Origin of the sequence: Pseudonocardia aurantiaca (genome assembly GCF_039526725.1) — a bacterium.
GTDB classification, from domain to species: Bacteria; Actinomycetota; Actinomycetes; order Mycobacteriales; family Pseudonocardiaceae; genus Pseudonocardia; species Pseudonocardia aurantiaca.
The window spans coordinates 106,471-123,460 of record NZ_BAAAJG010000004.1 but is presented as its reverse complement, the minus strand read 5'-3'; the positions used below and the strand labels follow the sequence as shown (position 1 = coordinate 123,460).

Annotated in this window: 18 protein-coding genes; 8 read left to right on the top strand and 10 right to left on the bottom strand. The window is 71.1% G+C overall.

The genetic code is table 11. The annotated features are described in order from the left end of the window. Positions 1 to 29: 29 nt before the first annotated feature. On the bottom strand, positions 30 to 1,073 hold the full coding sequence (locus tag ABD143_RS08390; RefSeq protein WP_343973782.1) for a DNA topoisomerase IB: 1,044 nt from the start codon (positions 1,071 to 1,073) through the stop codon (positions 30 to 32). Positions 1,074 to 1,409: 336 nt separating this feature from the next. Here ABD143_RS08390 and ABD143_RS08385 point away from each other — a divergent pair, with 336 nt between their 5' ends. Together ABD143_RS08385 and ABD143_RS08380 are read left to right on the top strand one after the other, a co-directional pair. Then, a complete protein-coding gene (locus ABD143_RS08385; protein WP_343973780.1) occupies positions 1,410 to 1,634 on the top strand; it encodes a DUF2905 domain-containing protein in 225 nt (74 codons plus the stop codon). A 76-nt stretch (positions 1,635 to 1,710) separates the two neighbouring features. After that, positions 1,711 to 2,661: a TIGR03564 family F420-dependent LLM class oxidoreductase gene (locus ABD143_RS08380; protein ID WP_343973778.1), complete on the top strand. Its 951-nt coding sequence runs from the start codon at positions 1,711 to 1,713 to the stop codon at positions 2,659 to 2,661. Between the two features lie 15 nt (positions 2,662 to 2,676). Here ABD143_RS08380 and ABD143_RS08375 read toward each other — a convergent pair whose 3' ends face one another. Beyond that, entirely contained in the window at positions 2,677 to 3,291 is a 615-nt protein-coding gene (locus ABD143_RS08375; protein WP_343973775.1) for a DsbA family protein, read from the bottom strand. Between the two features lie 112 nt (positions 3,292 to 3,403). Here ABD143_RS08375 and ABD143_RS08370 point away from each other — a divergent pair, with 112 nt between their 5' ends. Continuing rightward, positions 3,404 to 4,291 (top strand): hypothetical protein, encoded by an 888-nt coding sequence (locus tag ABD143_RS08370; protein WP_343973773.1) that lies wholly within the window; start codon positions 3,404 to 3,406, stop codon positions 4,289 to 4,291. A 23-nt stretch (positions 4,292 to 4,314) separates the two neighbouring features. On the opposite strand, the gene ABD143_RS08365 is transcribed toward ABD143_RS08370, so the two are convergent. Together ABD143_RS08365 and ABD143_RS08360 are read right to left on the bottom strand one after the other, a co-directional pair. Then, a complete protein-coding gene (locus ABD143_RS08365; protein ID WP_343973771.1) occupies positions 4,315 to 4,788 on the bottom strand; it encodes a cupin domain-containing protein in 474 nt (157 codons plus the stop codon). Next, positions 4,785 to 5,264, bottom strand: a complete 480-nt coding sequence (locus ABD143_RS08360; protein ID WP_343973769.1) for a MarR family winged helix-turn-helix transcriptional regulator — start codon at positions 5,262 to 5,264, stop codon at positions 4,785 to 4,787. Before ABD143_RS08360 ends, ABD143_RS08365 begins: the two co-directional genes overlap by 4 nt. 142 nt (positions 5,265 to 5,406) lie before the next feature. Between ABD143_RS08360 and ABD143_RS08355 the strand changes: the two genes are divergently transcribed. Next, positions 5,407 to 6,294 (top strand): slipin family protein, encoded by an 888-nt coding sequence (locus tag ABD143_RS08355; RefSeq protein WP_343973766.1) that lies wholly within the window; start codon positions 5,407 to 5,409, stop codon positions 6,292 to 6,294. Positions 6,295 to 6,351: 57 nt separating this feature from the next. Here the strand turns inward: ABD143_RS08355 and ABD143_RS08350 are convergent, their stop codons facing one another. The 5 genes from ABD143_RS08350 to ABD143_RS08330 all read right to left on the bottom strand — a co-directional run bounded on the left by ABD143_RS08350 (position 6,352) and on the right by ABD143_RS08330 (position 11,550). Continuing rightward, on the bottom strand, positions 6,352 to 6,714 hold the full coding sequence (locus ABD143_RS08350; protein ID WP_343973763.1) for a glycerol dehydratase reactivase beta/small subunit family protein: 363 nt from the start codon (positions 6,712 to 6,714) through the stop codon (positions 6,352 to 6,354). 150 nt (positions 6,715 to 6,864) lie between these two features. Continuing rightward, entirely contained in the window at positions 6,865 to 8,694 is a 1,830-nt protein-coding gene (locus ABD143_RS08345) for a diol dehydratase reactivase subunit alpha (RefSeq protein ID WP_343973875.1), read from the bottom strand. Between the two features lie 104 nt (positions 8,695 to 8,798). Further along, positions 8,799 to 9,386: a propanediol/glycerol family dehydratase medium subunit gene (locus ABD143_RS08340; protein ID WP_343973760.1), complete on the bottom strand. Its 588-nt coding sequence runs from the start codon at positions 9,384 to 9,386 to the stop codon at positions 8,799 to 8,801. Continuing rightward, positions 9,383 to 11,092 carry a propanediol/glycerol family dehydratase large subunit gene (locus ABD143_RS08335; protein ID WP_343973757.1) on the bottom strand — a complete coding sequence of 570 codons (1,710 nt, stop codon included), beginning with the start codon at positions 11,090 to 11,092 and terminating at the stop codon, positions 9,383 to 9,385. The genes ABD143_RS08340 and ABD143_RS08335 overlap by 4 nt, the downstream gene beginning before the upstream one ends. A 14-nt stretch (positions 11,093 to 11,106) precedes the next feature. Beyond that, positions 11,107 to 11,550: a diol dehydratase small subunit gene (locus ABD143_RS08330; protein WP_343973755.1), complete on the bottom strand. Its 444-nt coding sequence runs from the start codon at positions 11,548 to 11,550 to the stop codon at positions 11,107 to 11,109. 159 nt (positions 11,551 to 11,709) lie between these two features. Between ABD143_RS08330 and ABD143_RS08325 the strand changes: the two genes are divergently transcribed. Further along, on the top strand, positions 11,710 to 12,117 hold the full coding sequence (locus tag ABD143_RS08325; RefSeq protein ID WP_343973752.1) for a GlcG/HbpS family heme-binding protein: 408 nt from the start codon (positions 11,710 to 11,712) through the stop codon (positions 12,115 to 12,117). 229 nt (positions 12,118 to 12,346) lie between these two features. On the opposite strand, the gene ABD143_RS08320 is transcribed toward ABD143_RS08325, so the two are convergent. Next, on the bottom strand, positions 12,347 to 14,287 hold the full coding sequence (locus ABD143_RS08320) for a heavy metal translocating P-type ATPase (RefSeq protein WP_343973872.1): 1,941 nt from the start codon (positions 14,285 to 14,287) through the stop codon (positions 12,347 to 12,349). Positions 14,288 to 14,440: 153 nt separating this feature from the next. Here ABD143_RS08320 and ABD143_RS08315 point away from each other — a divergent pair, with 153 nt between their 5' ends. The 3 genes from ABD143_RS08315 (at position 14,441) to frdA (ending at position 16,988) form a co-directional block, all read left to right on the top strand. Continuing rightward, a complete protein-coding gene (locus ABD143_RS08315) occupies positions 14,441 to 14,803 on the top strand; it encodes an ArsR/SmtB family transcription factor (protein ID WP_343973749.1) in 363 nt (120 codons plus the stop codon). A gap of 193 nt (positions 14,804 to 14,996) precedes the next feature. Further along, complete coding sequence (locus tag ABD143_RS08310; protein ID WP_343973746.1) at positions 14,997 to 15,230, top strand: hypothetical protein; 234 nt, start codon at positions 14,997 to 14,999, stop codon at positions 15,228 to 15,230. Positions 15,231 to 15,248: 18 nt separating this feature from the next. After that, positions 15,249 to 16,988 carry a fumarate reductase (quinol) flavoprotein subunit gene (gene frdA, locus ABD143_RS08305; RefSeq protein ID WP_343973743.1) on the top strand — a complete coding sequence of 580 codons (1,740 nt, stop codon included), beginning with the start codon at positions 15,249 to 15,251 and terminating at the stop codon, positions 16,986 to 16,988. Positions 16,989 to 16,990: the final 2 nt, after the last annotated feature.

The following is a 16,990-nucleotide window of genomic DNA, read 5'->3' as shown; positions in this document are numbered from 1 at the left end:
CCCACGGGTGGAGGAGCGAGCGCCGAGGCTCACCTCACCACGAGGAGCATGGCGCACTCGGCAGGGCGGAGGCGATCGCGTGGCTCGGCGCTCTCGAAGGCGGCGGCGAGGGAACCGTCGCGGTAGGAGTCGGGCACACGGGGGGTCACGTAGCTGGCCCGGCAGACCGCGCGGGTGTTGTTCAGGCGGGCGGCGGCGGCGTCGAGCGCACGGATGATCTTCTTCTTCGCGTCGGTCACCGACCGCGGCGGCCCCAGCTCGGCGAGCACCTCGGCCGCCACCGCCGAGCCGCCCCACGTGCGGAAGTCCTTGGCGGTGAACCGCGCCCCCGTCACGGCCCGCAGGTAGCGGTTGACGTCCGCCGAGCCGACGTCGACGATCCGCCCGTCGTCGTCGACGTAGGAGAACAGCTCCTGGCAGGGCAGTTCGTGGCAGGCGTGCACGACGGCCGCGAGCCGCGGATCGCGCAGCCGCACCTGCTGCTCCTTGCCCGACTTCGCCCGGAACTCGAACCGCACCGTCGCGTCGTCCTCGATCTCGACGTGCTCGTGGCGCAGCGTGGTCAGCCCGAACGACTGGTTCTCGCGCGCGTACTGCTCATTGCCGATCCGGATCAGCGTCTCGTCCATAAGCCGGACGACGGCGCCGAGCACCTTGTCCCGGGCGAGTCCGGCGAGGTCGAGGTCCGCGTCGACCCGCCGCCGCAGGTCGGGCAGCGCCTCCCCGAACGCCCCCATCCGGTGGAACTTGGTGGCGTCGCGGACCTCCCGCCACCGCTCGTGGTAGCGGTACTGCTTGCGCTTGCGCCCGTCGCGGCCGGTGGCCTGGATGTGGCCACGCGGGTTCGGGCTGATCCACACCTGCGTCCAGCGCGGCGGGATGCCGATCGCCGCGATCCGCGTCAGCTCATCGGGCTCGGTGACCGCCGCGCCGTCGGGGGTGCGGTAGACCCACCCGTCCGATCCGTGCTCGCGTGTGATCCCGGGGATCGCGTCGTTGACGTACTCCAGCCCGATCTCGACCGCCAGCTCGACCGGATCGGCCGCGACGAGCTCCTCCAGGTCAGACGACATTGCCGACACCTCCCACCGCCTAAAGATGCAGGCAGGTGTGCCCAGGTGCGGGCCGTTGAACCTGGAATGTGACGGGAGCAGGGAACCGCAGGTCAGCGGTGGCATGGCGGCCGCGCGACGAGCCGGGCGCATGCACCGACAGCGCAGGGCGGGGCGCCATCGTTCGTCCCGCGAGGATCAGGACCGACCGCCGCGGGTTCGGCGAGAGTCACTGCGGAGGCACGAGGTCCCCGCCTCCCCGCCTGCGAGAGGTTCGGGATGACCAGCACCGAGGAGACCGACCGGCGGACCGCGTCCCCGCAGCCCGTCCCGCCCGACGGCTGCGGTTGGTGATCCGTGGCCAGGGAGTGGGGTCCGTGGCTGGTCGGCGGAGGGCTGATCCTGCTCCTGGGCGGCTTCCTCGCCTGGACCGGGGCGCTGTCCTGGCTGGGGAACCTTCCCGGCGACATCCGGATCAGCAGCGGCAACACCCGGATCTACATCCCGATCACGTCGATGCTGCTCATCTCGCTCGCCCTGAACGCCCTCATCTGGCTGATCCTCTGGCTGTTCAACCGGTGACGACCCGTCCACTGCGGGCCGCGCGGAGCAGGATCGGTCATGGAGCACGCCACACCGCGAGCGGCTGGAGGTTCACATGCGCATCAGCTTGATGATCGGCATCGGGGGCGGGGACGCCAGCTCACCGGTCGACCGCTACGTCGAGGACCTTCGGGCGGCGCGCGACGACGGTTTCGGTCGCGTCTGGAGCTCTCAGCTGCCCTGGGATCCCGACCTGCTCACGATCCTCGCCGTCGCCGTGCACGAGGTCGACCGCATCCGGGTGGGTACCGCGGTGCTGCCGATCCAGGTCCGGCACCCGACGGTGATGGCCCAGCAGGCGCTGACCGTCAACCTGGTCGCGGGCGGCCGGCTCGCCCTCGGGCTGGGGCTCGCGCATCGCCCCGTGTCAGAGGAGATGTGGGGGATCGCGTGGGACCGGCCGGTGCGCAGGCTCCGCGAGTACCTCGACGGCCTGCTGCCGCTGCTCCACGGGGAGGAGGCAGACGTGCGCGGGGAGATCGTGTCCACCCGCGGTCGCCTCCGCATCCCGGGGGCACCTCCCCCGCCCGTCTACGTCGCCGCTCTCGGCCCTCAGATGCTGCGCCTCGCCGGGCGGCGCACCGAGGGCACGATCACGTGGATGACCGGGCCACGCACGATCGCCGACCACATCGGCCCGACCCTGCGAGGCGCCGCCGGGGAGGTGGGTCGTGAGGTCGAGGTGCTGAGCGGCCTGCCCGTGTGCGTCACGGACGACGTCGCCGCAGCCCGCGCGCTGGCGGCTGAGCAGTTCGCCATGTACGGGACGCTCCCGTCCTACCGCGCCATGCTCGACCGCGAGGGCTGGCCCGAGCCGGCCGACGCGACGCTGATCGGCGACGAGGACACCGTGGCGGGCCAGCTCGAGAAGCTGCGCGAGGCCGGCGTCGACGAGTTCCTCGGGATGCCGTTCGGGCGGTCCGCGGAGGAGAAGGCACGGACCCGGGCGTTCCTGCTGACGCAACATCAGGACCAGCGGCGGGCCGCGCCACAACCTCAATGCTGACAGCTGCGGCCGAGGTCAGCGCCGGACGACCGTGTGCTTGAACTCGTTCAGCTCGGGCCACCCGGTGAGCATGTCGACGACCCGCTCGACCGCCCTGATCGACGGCGCCGGGTCGCTGCCCGCCGGGGCCCGGTCCATGAGCCGGACGAACACGGCCTCGTCGCCCGCGATGAACGTCGGCACCCCCCACACCGTGTGGGAGGCGACGAACGCCTCGTGCTCCTGGCGGACGGTGGCGAGCGCCGCGCCGGAGTCGATGCGCCCGAAGACCACATGGGCGGGCACGCCGTGCTCGGTCAGCACCTTCTCGACGACCGCACGGTCCTCCAGGTGCAGCCCCTCGTCGTGCCGGGCCGCGAAGAGCCCGCGGTGGACGGTGGGGAACCGGTCGGGGAACTCGTCGCGCACCACGACACCCGCCTGCAGGGCAAGGATGCCGGTGTCCTGCGACGGGTCGTCCCACACGCTCACCCCGCCCTCCTCGACGTGCGCCTGCCCGAGCGAGAACGGCAGGAAGCGCACCTGCCAGTCGGTGCCCGCCGCGAGGCCCGTCAGGATGTGCTCGTGCGCGTTGCGGGCGAACGGGCAGCGGTAGTCCCAGGTCACGGAGAATTCGGATGCGATTGTCACTGCATCGACAGCGTCCGCCCCGTCGGCCCGTATTCCCGGCTGCCGAGCGGTACCCGTGGCCACTGCCCTCGCTGAGGTTGTAGAGAGCCGAACGTTGTTCGACCATAGGAGTGTGAGTTCGGAGCCTTCCGCCGCGGCCTGGGCGCTCGATCAGGTCGAAGCCGTGCGTGACGATCCGGCCGCCCGTCTTGAGCTGATCGTCCGGACGTATCACGGTCCGGTCGGCCGGGCACCTCGGCACTTGCCGTTTCGCCGGGCGGCTCTGTCGTTCCTGCGTTGGCAACTCGGCCGCGGGGTGCTGGCGCCGCTGACTGCAACGCCTCCAGGCAGTCCCTGGTGGCGGGCGGTCAATGAGCGGCTGCTGCGCGATGGCTGCGAGGCTGTCGCCCGCAGTGGGGGTTTGGTAGGGACGCCGTCGTCGCACACTGTCGACCTGTGGATGTACTTCGTCTCTGATCCGAGCGCACAGACGTGGTACCGGGCGCACAACGCGAGCATCGCCGCCGCCTATCTCGACCATCGTGACCTGGCCGACGGCGAGAGCCGTCCGGAGCGCTTCTTCCTCAACGTCGTGCTACTGCGCGTGCTCTACGCGCACGCTTTGGTCGCAGCTCCGCGTCTGGCGCTCGGCCGGCTCGCCTGGCTGGGACCCTTGCTCGGCGATCCCCGCCTCGGGATGACCGGGATCTTCCTGTCCCTGTCGCGGGTCCTTCCCGACCGCTATCCGCTCGGGGACGAGGTCGCGGCGTACGTCGCCGCCGAGCGCAATCTCGGCCAGATGCTGGACTACGGGCTCATCGGGCCGCGGCTGCAGCAACTGTACGAATGGTCCGCCAAGCAGCTCGATGAGCCTGCGCTCCTGGAGTGCATTCGCGACGGTAGCCCGACCTACGCCTGGTCTTTCGCCGATCGCGAGGTATGGCATCCAGCACGCCGGCCTCCGGCGATTCGCGCGATCGAGCGCGTATTGCCACCGCCCGACCACTGGGAACGGCGATGACGTGAGCTTCAGGACTCGAGTGCTCACTCCCGATCCGGCGGTGACCTACGAGGCCGGTGCCAGGCGGCGTCGCCGTCCGCCTTGCCCGGCGGCTCCGCCAGCCACAGGCCGGGGAGGTTCACGACGATCGCCTCCTGGGTGGTCCGCGAGATGACGACCACGGCCTCCTCATCGGGGTCCGGGTTCTCCTCGCGGTGCGGCACCCACGGCGGGACGTAGACGAAGTCGCCGGGCTCGGTGCGCAGCCGGCGCTCGGCGCCGTCCTCGAGGAACACGAACTCAGGATGTCCCGACACCACGTAGATCGACGTCTCGGACTCGCCGTGGTGGTGGTCGCCCGAGTTGACCTCCGGGCCGACGATCGTGCGCCCGGTCCACAGCTTCTCCGACCCGACCGTGGCGCCGGAGATCGCCTCCTCGCGGCGCATCCCGGACGTCTGGGCGGTGTCGGAGGTCAGCTCGGCCGCGCGGACCTGGTAGAGCCTGTCCGGGGTCACGGCTGCACCTGCCGGATGTGGGAGGTGTGCGCGTCGGACGGGTCGCTCCACGCCGGAGGTGTGAGGACGGTCCGCATCCGGCCCAGCTCCTCGCGGTGCAGCTGGCTCAGACGCGAGAGGACATGCTCCCCCCGGCCGGTGAGCAGCACCCGGACGACCCGCCCGTCCTCGGGATCCGCCGCCCGCTCGACGAGCCCCTCGGCCTGCGCCCGGTTGACCAGCTCGACGACGCTGTGGTGGCGCAGCTGGAGCCGCTCGGCCACCTCCCGCACGGTCGCCCAGTCGCGCCCGGGGAAACCCTTGAGCGCCAGCAGCAGCTGGTACTGCTGCGGGGTCAGCCCGTCGCGCCGGACGGTCTCCTCGCTGAAGCGCAGGTAGCGCCGGATGCCGAACCGGAACTGGGCCAGCGCCTCGAAGTCCTGCTTCGTCAAGGGGCCCGGACCGGCGTTCTCGAGCTCCCTGTTGATGCGGGGCATCACACGACTCCTCGGGGTGGGGGCGTCAGTGTCGGTGTGTGTGTCGCCGGGGCTTCTGTCGCACAGACAGCCCCGAATCCGATTTATATCGTGCTACGATACACGAGCCCGGCACGACGTGGTATCCGGGGGTGGAACCGCCATGACCATCGCATTCCTGTTCATCGTGATCGCCTTCATCGGGCTCGCGCTCGCCGGAAGCAGCGTCCGGATCGTCCAGCAGTACGAGCGGGGAATCGTGTTCCGGTTCGGCCGGGTCCGCCCGGAGACCCGCGGGCCCGGTCTCGCGATGATCGCGCCGTTCGCCGATCGCATGCAGAAGGTCAACATGCAGATCGTCACGCTGCCGATCCCCGCCCAGGACGGCATCACCCGCGACAACGTGACCGTCCGGGTGGACGCGGTCGTCTACTACCGCGTCATCGACCCCGTGCGCGTGGCCGTCGACGTCCAGGACTACGCCTCCGCCATCCTCCAGGTCGCGCAGTCCTCGCTGCGCTCGATCATCGGCAAGAGCGAGCTCGACGACCTGCTGTCCAACCGCGAGCGGCTCAACCAGGGCCTCGAGCTGATGCTCGACAACCCCGCCGTCGGCTGGGGCATCCACATCGACCGCGTCGAGATCAAGGACGTCGTGCTGCCCGAGTCGATGAAGCGGTCGATGTCGCGGCAGGCCGAAGCCGAGCGCGAACGCCGCTCGCGCGTCATCACCGCCGAGGGCGAGCTGCAGGCCTCCCGGCAGCTCGCCAAGGCCGCCGAGGTGATGACCGAGCACCCCGCGGCACTCCAGCTGCGGCTTCTGCAGACCGTGGTCGAGGTCGCCGCCGAGAAGAACTCGACCCTCGTGCTGCCCTTCCCCGTCGAGCTTCTCCGGTTTCTCGAACGCTCCACACCCCCCGACACCGACGCGGTGACGGAAGCGAACACGGAATCGAACACGGCAGCACGAGACGCCGGCGGCTCACCCGATACGACGGCCCTGCCCGAGGACCACTTCGCTCTCGGAGACCCGCCCGCCGCGGTTAATTAAGGGCCCACGCCGCCCCGGTTCGACCCCGCTGGATCGTCTCGGTTCCGGCTGGTGCGTTCAGGGCGCGATCGGCAGACCCGTGACGATCCGGGCGGCCACCTGACCCGCGCGCCGGCAGTCCGGCCGGCCCGCCGAGGGGGAGGTGACGTGGGCCGGGGCCGCCGGCGGCAGCTTGGCGTGGTGAACCGCGATGACGCCGCCCGCGTCGATGCCGACGCCGACCTCCAAATCGGAGTCCAGCGCGGCCAGATGCGCCAGGGCCGCGGCGTCGCGACCGTCGGTGTCCCGGACGGGCTCGACCCGGGTCGGCACGCCTTCCTCCTCCGCGCCCGCGCATATTTCGTGCAGCACGGCGGGGGACGCACCCAGGTGCCGGTAGATGACGACCGACGGGCGCTCCACCTCCCGGCCGTCGCTCACCGGTCCTCCTCGCCGGCGCTCGTCGGCCGCGTTCGCGGCGCTGCTCTGTTGAACGGTGAGCTCGCAAGCTCGCTCACGAACCCTCCTCGCTGGCGCTCGTCGGCCGCGTTCGCGGCGCTGCTGTGTTGAATGGTTCGCTCGCAAGCTCGCTCACGCCGACTCCTCGGCGTACGCATCCACCAGCCCGGACGCCACCGCGTTGCGCGGGCCCTCGCTGCCGTGGATGTTGCCGGTGCCGCAGACGATGCCGTGCGGGGCAAGCACGTCGGCGATCATGTCGGGGATCTCGAAGTCGAGCGCCGAGCCGCCGAGCAGCACCACGAAGTCAAGCGCGCGCAGGTTGCCCTGCGGCGCCACCTGCCGCAGTGCGCGCACGGCGTTCACACAGAACACCCGTCGCTTGGCCTCCCGCCGCACCCGCCGTACGGCGTCGAGGCTGTGCCGCGTGGGCACCGGGACCAGTCCGCCGGGGGCCATCACCACGACGCGGGCGAACACGTGCGGCGGCAGCGGCTCGTCGACGAACTCCACCGTGCCGTCCTCGTGCCGGAGGTGGTAGAAGCTCTCCACCTTGCCCAGGGGGTGCCTCTTGACACTCTCGGCGATCTCCCGGTCGTCCAGCGCCAGTTCGGAGGCGATGAGCTTGGTGACCAGCTCTCCGGCCCCCGCCACGTGTACGGCCGTGGTCTCGCCGGAGGCGGTGAGCAGGGCCGCGTCGGTGGAACCGCCGCCGAGGTCGATCACCGCGACGGGGCGGTCGACCCCCGGGGTGGTGAGCGCCCCGCGCACGGCCATCGCGCCCTCCACCCCGCCGACCCCCGCCGAGGTCCCGAGCTGGGCTGCGACCCGGTCCGCGACGGCCTGCATGCGGCTGCGGTCCGTGCTCACCATCGCCGCGAGCGCGACGGCGTGCTCCAGCGCGACCTCACCGGCGAGTCCGCCCCGCACCTCCGCGGGCACGATGGTGTCGACGGCCAGCACATCGCGGATGGCGATCTCGCTCGCCGGCTGCCCGGTGACGTCTGTCATCGTGTCGCGGACCTGCGCGAGCATGCCCCCGACGTGGGTGCCGGGCTCCCCGTGCACGTCGTCCAGGGGCTGGGCCCGGGCGAGGGTGGCCATGATCTTGTCGGCCCCGGCGTCGACCTCGACCCGCAGGGTCTTGCCCGCTCCGCGCAGCTCCAGCACCCCCGCCGGGATCAGCCGGTCGGTGACGTCCCCGGTCGGGGTCCGGATCACGACAGCGGACCGATTGCCGGTGAGCGCCCTCGCCACCGGCGAGACCTGCCGGGTCTGGGCGGGGTCGAGCGCGAAGACGGTCGCGAGGCCGTAGGAGTTCGACAGGGTGCGGATCGTCCGCCCGGGCGACGCCACCTCGACGGCGGCGAGCATCCCCATCGGGACCTTCTCCACCGCCGCCACCTCGTCGACCACGGGGATCGGCTTCTCGAGCCGGTTGGTGACGAGGACCGCGTCGTCACCGGCCAGCACCGCCGCGACCACGTCCACTCCGTCGCGGACCGCCGCGTTGAGGGTGGCCGCCACGTCGTCGAAGTCCCACCCGTGTGGGACGACGACGATCAGCGACCCCTCGACGCCGCGCCGGTCGCCGAGCAGCTCCCCGATCGGCACCGTGACGCCGACGCCGAGGCCCACCCCGCCCGGGGTGGCCGGGTTGTGCCCGATCATCGTGGACTCGGTGATGATCGTCTCGGTGATCGTCTCCATCGCCAGCCCGCTGATCACCGGCGTGGCCTCGTTGAGCAGAACCGCGTGCAGCTGATCGGTCATGGGCCCGACGCGGGCGAGCACCGCGCGCACTGCGGCCACCGCGCCGTCGGCGTTCTCCGGCGTGCCCTTGACGCCGGTGGTCCGCATCAAGGCGGTGCCGAGGTAGGCCACCGCCCCGTCGGGCCCGACGCGCGCCAGACAGGCCTCGGTGGTGGTGTTGCCGACGTCGACGCCGACGACCAGCCTCATGCCCACCACGCCGGTGTCCCGAGTCGCAAGTTCAGTGCGTATATCGGCCGATCCTGGTTCTCGCTGAGACATCGAGATATGTGGTTGATTTTCGACTCGGGACACTAGGCGGGGCTCCGCTCGAACGCGGGCTCCACCTCGACCGGGCCGCGGTCGGCCTCGATGCACTCGAATTCCTTGAGGTGCAGCAGCGCCGCCTTGGCCTGCCAGCGCGGCCGCGCCATCTGGTCGTTGCGCGTTGGGACCGGCTCGGGCGACTCGCCCTTTGCGTACTGCGCGGCGTTGGAGCCGATCTTCCGGAACACCTCGGAGTCGAGCAGCGGCGACTGTGGGAACAGCTCGAGGTTGGAGAGGCGCGGTAGGTCCTTCTGGTGCAGCATCGTGGTACCGCGGGATAGCACGCCCACGGCGATCCCGGAGCCCGAGAGCTTCGCGCCGAGGTGGGCGATCGCCGCGAGGTCCGCGGTGTCGCGGACCCGGATCACCCGGGCCGTGACGCCCTGCTCCTCGATACCGGCCAGCAGTTGGCGCAGCACCTCCGCGTGCGGGACATCGACAATCGTCTTGGTGAAGTGCCCGGCAAAGGCCGGGGACACCGCGACCACGACCTCGTCCTCGCGGGTGCCGCGCCGGGCAGGTCCGGTCTCGCGGAGGCTGACGGAGCGCTCTGCGGCAGGAGTCGACATCGTCATCCGACCTCGGTCTCGGGATTCGTCGCGGATGTGACGTGGCGGAGCTTCTTGAGCTGCTCCCAGCGCTCGCCCTGAAGCCGGTAGCCGGTACCCGGTCCCGCGTAGTCGTTGGCGTCGTTGATCGCGGACAGCGGGACGAAGTCGGCCGTGAGGATCGCCGAGGTCTGCAGCAGGTCGCCGGACACCCGCTGGCGTAGCACGGTCAGCAGGTTCTCCGCGACATCGTGGAACCCGGTGGCCTCCAGCCCCTTGACCAGGTCCAGCCCGGTCAGACCGCGGTCCATCACCGACTGCGCGCCCTTGAGGTCGGCGAGCACGTCGCGCAGCGGGTAGTCGTTCGACGAGTTGGCGTAGGTGGCCGCCTCCACCTCCTGGTCGGTGATCGCCGGCAGGTCGAGGTGCGCGAACAGCGCCTGCAGCGCCCGCGCCGCCTTGTTGCGCGCCTGCAGGATGTCTTCCTCCGGGAGGTGCCGCAGGCCGCCGTCGACCTGCAGGTCGCGCTGGATGGTGTTCCAGTCGTCGTAGTCGTCGGTGTCGAAGTTGGACCCGGCGAACATGTTGTCGGCGTTGGGCACCCCGGAGTAGCCGGAGCAGACGAAGTCGGTGCCCGGCAGCAGTTGGGGCATCGCCCGCGCGGTCCGGCGCATCGCCGAGTGCGAGAACGACTGGTCGTTGCCTGAAGCGCACTCGAGGTCGACCATGCTCGCGACGAGATTCTCCGCGGCCACCGCGCGGATGCCGCCCGGCATCGCGCCCGGCACCCCGATGCAGCTGATCGAGCCGTTCTGCAGGCCCTGCACGCCGGCGCCCTTGGCCATGAGGATGCAGCGGATCTCCAGGTACAGCATGGACTTGCCCTCGGCGTTGCCCATCTGCACCTCGGAACCCGTGCCCGAGGTGAAGCGCATCTTGATCCCGCGCGAGGCGTAGGCAGAGGCGAGGAACTCCTTGGACCACGGCGTGTCGTCGCCGTCGACGAACACCGACTCCGTGCCGTAGATCGAGATCGTCTCGGCGTAGGCGGTGATGCCACGCATGCCGAGCTCCAGCTCGGTGGCCTCCTCCAGCGCGCACTGGGTGAGCACGCCGCCGCGCCCGACCTGCGCGCCGATCTGCAGCGCGATCGCCACCAGCGGGGCATAGCGCAGGACGCCCAGCGTGGTCTCGAGCTCGGCGAACCCGCGCAACGCGCCCTCGGCGGCATCCACGGCGACCTGGATCGGGTTGTCCCGCGCGCTGGTGGAGTGCCCCTGGTTCGCGGGCGTGCGCCGGGCGCGCATCTTCTGCATGCCCTGCATGATCTCGACGACGTTCATCAGCTTGACGACATCGAGGATCTTGGCCGGAGTGAGCCCGCGGCTCACCGCGAGGACGTCCCTCCGGGAGACGTTCGGGTCGATCAGCATGCGGGCGATCTCGTCCGACGGGATGGCCATCGAGGCCTCCGTCGTCCCGACGTCGACCGCGTGGTTCGCGATGAAGGTGTCCATGAAGTCGAAGTCGGCGCGCGCCTTGCCGTCGAGCTCGACGATCCTGCCGTCCTCGACCCGCACGCTCGGGCGCGGGTCGAAGTCGCTCTCCATCGCCACGAGGCCCTTCTCGGGCCACTCCTCGACGAAGCCGTCGAGGTTCACCGGGCGGCTCTCCAGGATCTCCGTCCGGCGGGACGACCGCCGGCGGAACGCCTCGGGCTGGGTGCTGGTCATCGGTTGGCTCCCTTTCAGTCCTGCTCGGGTCGGGCCAGCAGGTTGCGGCGCTCGTAGACTTCGGCCGCCTCGCGCACCACGGCGCCCGACTCCGTGGCGCCGTAGTGCCCTTCCAGCCGCTCCGCGATCGCCAGCAGCCGCTCCTTGCTCGACGCCCGCGGCCGCAGCGCGTTGTACATCTCGAGCACCTCCGCGTCCGGGATCGCGGTCATCTCCGCCGCCCGCCGGAAGTTGCTCGCGAGCTGCGGGCGGTCGCTCGCCTCCGCGAGCTGGGCCTGCAGCAGCAGGGTCTCCGGCGCGATCCGCAGGTCGTCGCCGGTGAGCTCGCCGGAGACGACGGCGTCCATCGTCAGGTCGGAGAGGGCCTTGCCGGTCGGCGTACGCAGCAGCTCGGGACGGTTGACCGACAGCGGGTAGTCGCCGCGGCCGAGCGGCGTAGTCGGCGTGCTCTGGCTCATCGTCGGGGTCCTCCTCCGCGCTATGGCCGGACCGTGGCAACGCGCCGACCTCTTCCGACACGTACCACCATGCGCCTCCCTTGCAAAGGCCGAGCCCAGTCACCGGGAACCCCGGACACAGGCTGTGCCACCGCTCGCGAACGCGGTTTGCTGTGCGGCATGAGCCCTACACTCACGTTCGCCGACGCCCAGCACATCCTGGCCGCTGGGCTTGCCAAGGCCGATGAGATCGGCCAGCCGATGAACATCGCCGTCGTCGACGCCGGGGGGCACCTACTCGCGTTCGGCAGGCAGGACGGCGCCATCCGCGCGAGCATCGACATCTCGCAGCGCAAGGCACTCACGTCCGTCCTGATGAACGCCCGGACAGCTGCGCTCATGGAGTTGGTCCAGCCCGGTGCCGAGCTCTATGGCTTGGAGCAGACCGCAGGCGGGATGGTCGCCTTCGGCGGCGGGGTCCCGATATACCGCGACAACGAGCTGGTCGGTGCGGTCGGTGTCAGCGCCGGCACCGTCGAGCAGGACATCACCGTCTCGGAGGCCGCGGCGTCCGCGGCGAACGGCTAACCGCCAGGGCGGACACGGCGCCCTTGTCCAGCGCTGAACGACATCCCTAACCACAACAAGGGTTACTAGGGCGTGTCCGGCGGATCTTCGTCCGCGATAGCCGCGCCCAGGCGGCCCCTGTCGACACCGCCGGATCGCCCGGATACGCCCGGTATGAGGGCGATCCGGCGGCGCCGCCAGGAACCACCTGCATCACGGCTCTCATCGAACAAGATCCACCGGACACGCCCTAGGCGGCTGCGTCCCCCCGTTGCCTACCGGGTGAGGCGAGGCGCCAGGCGCGTGCATGCAGCAGGCGCAGTCCGTTGAGGCCGACGACGACGGTGGATCCCTCGTGGCCCGCAACGCCCAGGGGCAGGGGCAGGGTGCCGACGATGTCCCACGTGGCGAGCGCGACGATCACGGTGGCGGCGAAGACGAGGTTGGCCCGGACCACGCGGTGGGCGCGCTGGGAGAGCCCGATCATGTGCGGCAGGGTGGCGAGCTCGTCGCGCACGACGATGGCGTCGGCGGTCTCCAGCGTGAGGTCGGCGCCGTGGCGGCCCATGGCCACACCCAGGTGCGCCGCGGCGATCGCGGGGGCATCGTTGACGCCGTCGCCGACCAGCAACACGCGGTGCCCGTCGGCTTGCAGGGCCGCCACGGCGGCGACCTTGTCGGCGGGCAGGAGGCCCGCGCGGACGTCACTGATGCCGACCTCGGCCGCCAGGGCCGCCGCGGCAGCATGGTTGTCGCCGGTGAGCAGGATCGGGACGTTCCCGGTGAGGGCCGCGAGGGCCGCGACGGTGTCCCGCGCTCCGGGGCGGAGCCGGTCGACCACACCCAGCACACCCGCAGGGACGTCGTCGACGAGAACCACGACAACCGTCCGGCCGCCGGCCTCGAGCTGGGTGACGAGGTCGAGGGTCTGCCGGGTCGCCCCCGTTCCCCGATCGAGGGTCGCAGCAGCGGTGTCGAGCAGCGCGGGACGGCCGACCCGGACGACCCGCCCGGCCACGGTGGCGCACACCCCCCGTCCCGGGACGGAGCTGAACTCCTCGGCAGCGAGTGACTCGGCCCCGTGGTCGTCAGCGGCGGCCACGAGCGCCCGGGCGATCGGATGCTCACTCAGGCGCTCGGCCGCGGCGGCGAGTGCGAGCAGTTCCACGGCGTCGAGCCCGGTCGCGGGGACGGGCCGGACCTCCACGACTCGGGGAGTGCCTTCGGTGAGCGTGCCGGTCTTGTCGAACGCCACGACGGTGGCCTGCCCGAACTTCTCCATCACCACCGCCGATTTCACCAGGACACCGTGCCGGCCGGCGTTGGCGATCGCGGACAGCAGCGGCGGCATGGTCGCCAGCACCACGGCGCACGGCGAGGCCACGATCATGAACGTCATCGCGCGCAGCAGCGTCGGCTCGAACGCCGCCCCGAACGCGAGCGGCACCGCGACGAGCGCCAGCGTCGCGACGACCACGGCGATCGAGTAACGCTGCTCGACCTTCTCGATGAACAGCTGCGTGCGGGCCTTGGTGGCGGACGCCTGCTCGACCAGCGCCACGATGCGGGCCACCACGGAGTCGGCCGCCGCCCGTCCGACCCGTACCCGCAGCGCGCCCGTGCCGTTGAGCGTCCCGGCGAACACCTCGTCACCGGGCTGTTTGACCACCGGCAGCGGCTCCCCCGTGATCGAGGCCTGGTCCACCTCGCCGACACCGTCGAGCACGGCTCCGTCGGCACCGATCCGCTCTCCCGGCCGCACCACCACCAGATCCCCGACCGCCAGCTCGGCCGTGTCCACGACCTCCTCCACGCCGTCGGGTCGCAGCCGCGTGGCCCGCTCCGGTGCCAGATCCAGCAGGGCGCGCACCGAGTCGGCGGTGCGGCGCGTCACGAACGCCTCCAACGCCCCGGAGGTCGCGAAGATGACGATCAACAGGGCGCCGTCGAACACCTGCCCGATCGCAGCGGCAGCCAGCGCGGCCACGATCATCAGCATGTCGACGTCGAGCGACCGCTCCCGCAGCGCACGCAGCCCGGCCAGCGCCGGCTCCCAACCACCGGTCACGTAGCAGGCCAAGTACAGCGCCCACCACACTGGCGCGGGCGCGCCGAGCAGCTGGGCCAGCCCGCCGAGCGCGAACAGGACGGTGGCGATCCCCGCCCACCGCACCTCGGTCACGTCCCACATCCGCGCGAGCACCGGGCGTTGGGGGCGCACGACCCGGGACCGATCCTCCAGCACCGTCACGATGGAAACGTTATCTGCGTATCTGCGCAGATAAATAGTGAGTTGGATAACTGAACAGCTGGACATCTGTGCAGCCGTGGCTAGGCTCGCGCTATGCACACGGCGCTACCGGAGTTCCGGATGCCGACCGACGACCAGGTCGAACGCGCGGCTGACGCATTCCGTCTGCTCGGCGACCCCACCCGCATGAAGATCCTGTGGGCGCTGCTCCAGGGCGAGACGTCCGTCGCCTGCCTGGCGGAGCTGATCGGCGCCGCACCCACGGCGGTCAGCCAGCACCTCTCGAAACTGCGGCTCGCCGGGATCGTCCGCGGGCGCCGCCAGGGCACGTTCGTCTACTACACGGCAGCCGACGACCACGTCCGGCGCCTGCTCACCGAGGCCCTCTTCCACGCCGACCACGCCGAGCACGCCGAGCACGCCGAGCACGAGGCCGATCCCGCCGGCCAGAGGTAGGAGCCGCGTCGCTCCCCCTGTGCAGCCCGGCGTGGGGACAGTCAGGCCAGATTTCGTGCTTGACGCGGTTACCGGGAGGTTGTGCCATGGGAGCCGACGCGTGACTCACGCGTCACCCGACGGCCGGTTCACCCCCGCCACGACCCTCACGCCGCGAATGGTGGCGGCCCGGCCTCTCCGCAGGAGGTGGGTCGTGGTCGGCACGAGTACCAGCTTCACGAAGGAGAAAGCTCCTTGCGGAAGGCAGGTGAAGGGCAGCCGCCACCATGACGAGGACAGCTCGGGCATGGTGTTCGACGACGTCAACTTCGCCTGCGGCTGCCGGACGATCCAGCACCAGTTCCACGACGGGAGCTGCCGTACCCGGGTCATCCGGCACGACGGCCGGATGCTGCTGAACCAGCTCTCCGCCGAACACGCCGAATGAGCCGGGGCGGGCCCGGAGATGCCAGACCATGACGTGGTGGTGGTGGGCGGCGGCGGAGCCGGGTTGCGCGCGGCCGTCGCGATCGTGGAGGCCAACCCCGGGCTGAGCGTGGCGATCGTGTCGAAGGTCTACCCGATGCGCAGCCACACGGTGTCGGCGGAGGGCGGCGCGGCGGCGGTCATCGCGTCCGACGACAGCCTGGACGAGCACGCGTACGACACTGTGTCCGGGAGCGACTGGCTCTGTGATCAGGACGCCGTCGAGGCGTTCGTCGACGAGGCGCCGCGCGAGCTCCTGCAGCTGGAGCACTGGGGCTGCCCGTGGAGCCGCACGCCCGACGGGCAGGTCGCCGTCCGCGCGTTCGGCGGCATGAAGAAGATGCGCACCTGGTTCGCGGCGGACAAGACGGGTTTCCACCTGCTGCACACGCTGTTCCAGACGACGCTGCAGTACGAGCAGATCACCCGCTACGACGAGTGGTACGTCACCACGCTGCTGGTCGACGAGAACCGGGTGCATGGCGTGGTCGGCATCGACCTGGCCACCGGGCGGATCGAAGCGATCACGGGCCGGGCCGTCGTCCTGTGCACGGGCGGGTGCGGGCGGGTGTTCCCGTTCACCACCAACGGCAACATCAAGACCGGTGATGGGATGGCGCTGGCCTACCGGGCGGGCGCCCCGCTGAAGGACATGGAGTTCATCCAGTACCACCCGACGGGCCTGCCGTTCACCGGAATCCTGATCACCGAGGCCGCCCGGGCCGAGGGTGGCTGGCTGCTGAACAAGGACGGCTACCGCTACCTGCAGGACTACGACCTCGGCACGCCGTCGCCCACGCCCGTCATGCGCAGCATGGAGCTCGGTCCCCGCGACCGGGTGTCCCAGGCGTTCGTGCACGAGCAGGAGAAGGGCCGCACGGTCGACACCCCGAACGGCCCGGTCGTGTACCTCGACCTGCGTCATCTCGGAGCGCAGGTGATCGACAGCAAGCTGCCGTTCGTGCGGGAGCTGTGCCTGCAGTACGAGCGGATCGACCCGGTGCACGAACTGGTCCCGGTGCGACCGGTCCAGCACTACATGATGGGCGGCGTCCACACCGACATCGACGGCGCCACCGCGCTCCCGGGCCTGTACGCCGCTGGCGAGGTCGCCTGCGTGAGCATCAACGGCGCCAACCGCCTGGGCTCCAACTCGCTGCCGGAGCTGCTGGTGTTCGGCCGCCGGGCCGGGATCGCGGCCGCCGAGCTCGCGGCGGCGGGCGGCGCCGGGCCCGGTCCTGCCGTGCGGGCCCAGGTCGCCGACGAGCGGCGCCGCCTGGAGCGCGACCTGCTGGCCCGCCGGGACGGCCGGGAGCGGATCGCCGACATCCGCACCGAGATGCAGCACACGATGGAGGGCAGCGCCGGCATCTATCGGGATGGCGAGTCGCTCGTGCGGGGCGCCGACAAGCTCCGGGAGCTGCGGGAGCGGTTCGGCAAGGCGACCATCGAGGACGACAGCCACACCTTCAACACGGAGCTCGTCTCGGCCCTCGAACTGGACTTCATGCTGGACGTGGCCCAGACGATGGTCGCCTCCGCGCTGCGCCGCGAGGAGTCCCGCGGCGCGCACCAGCGCACCGACTTCCCCAAGCGGGACGACGAGCGGTTCTTGGCCCACTCGCTGGTCTCCGGCGACCCGACCGGGTCTCCGCGCGTCGGGTACATGCCGGTGACGATCACCCGCTGGCCACCCGGCGAGCGGATCTACGGGAGGTGAGC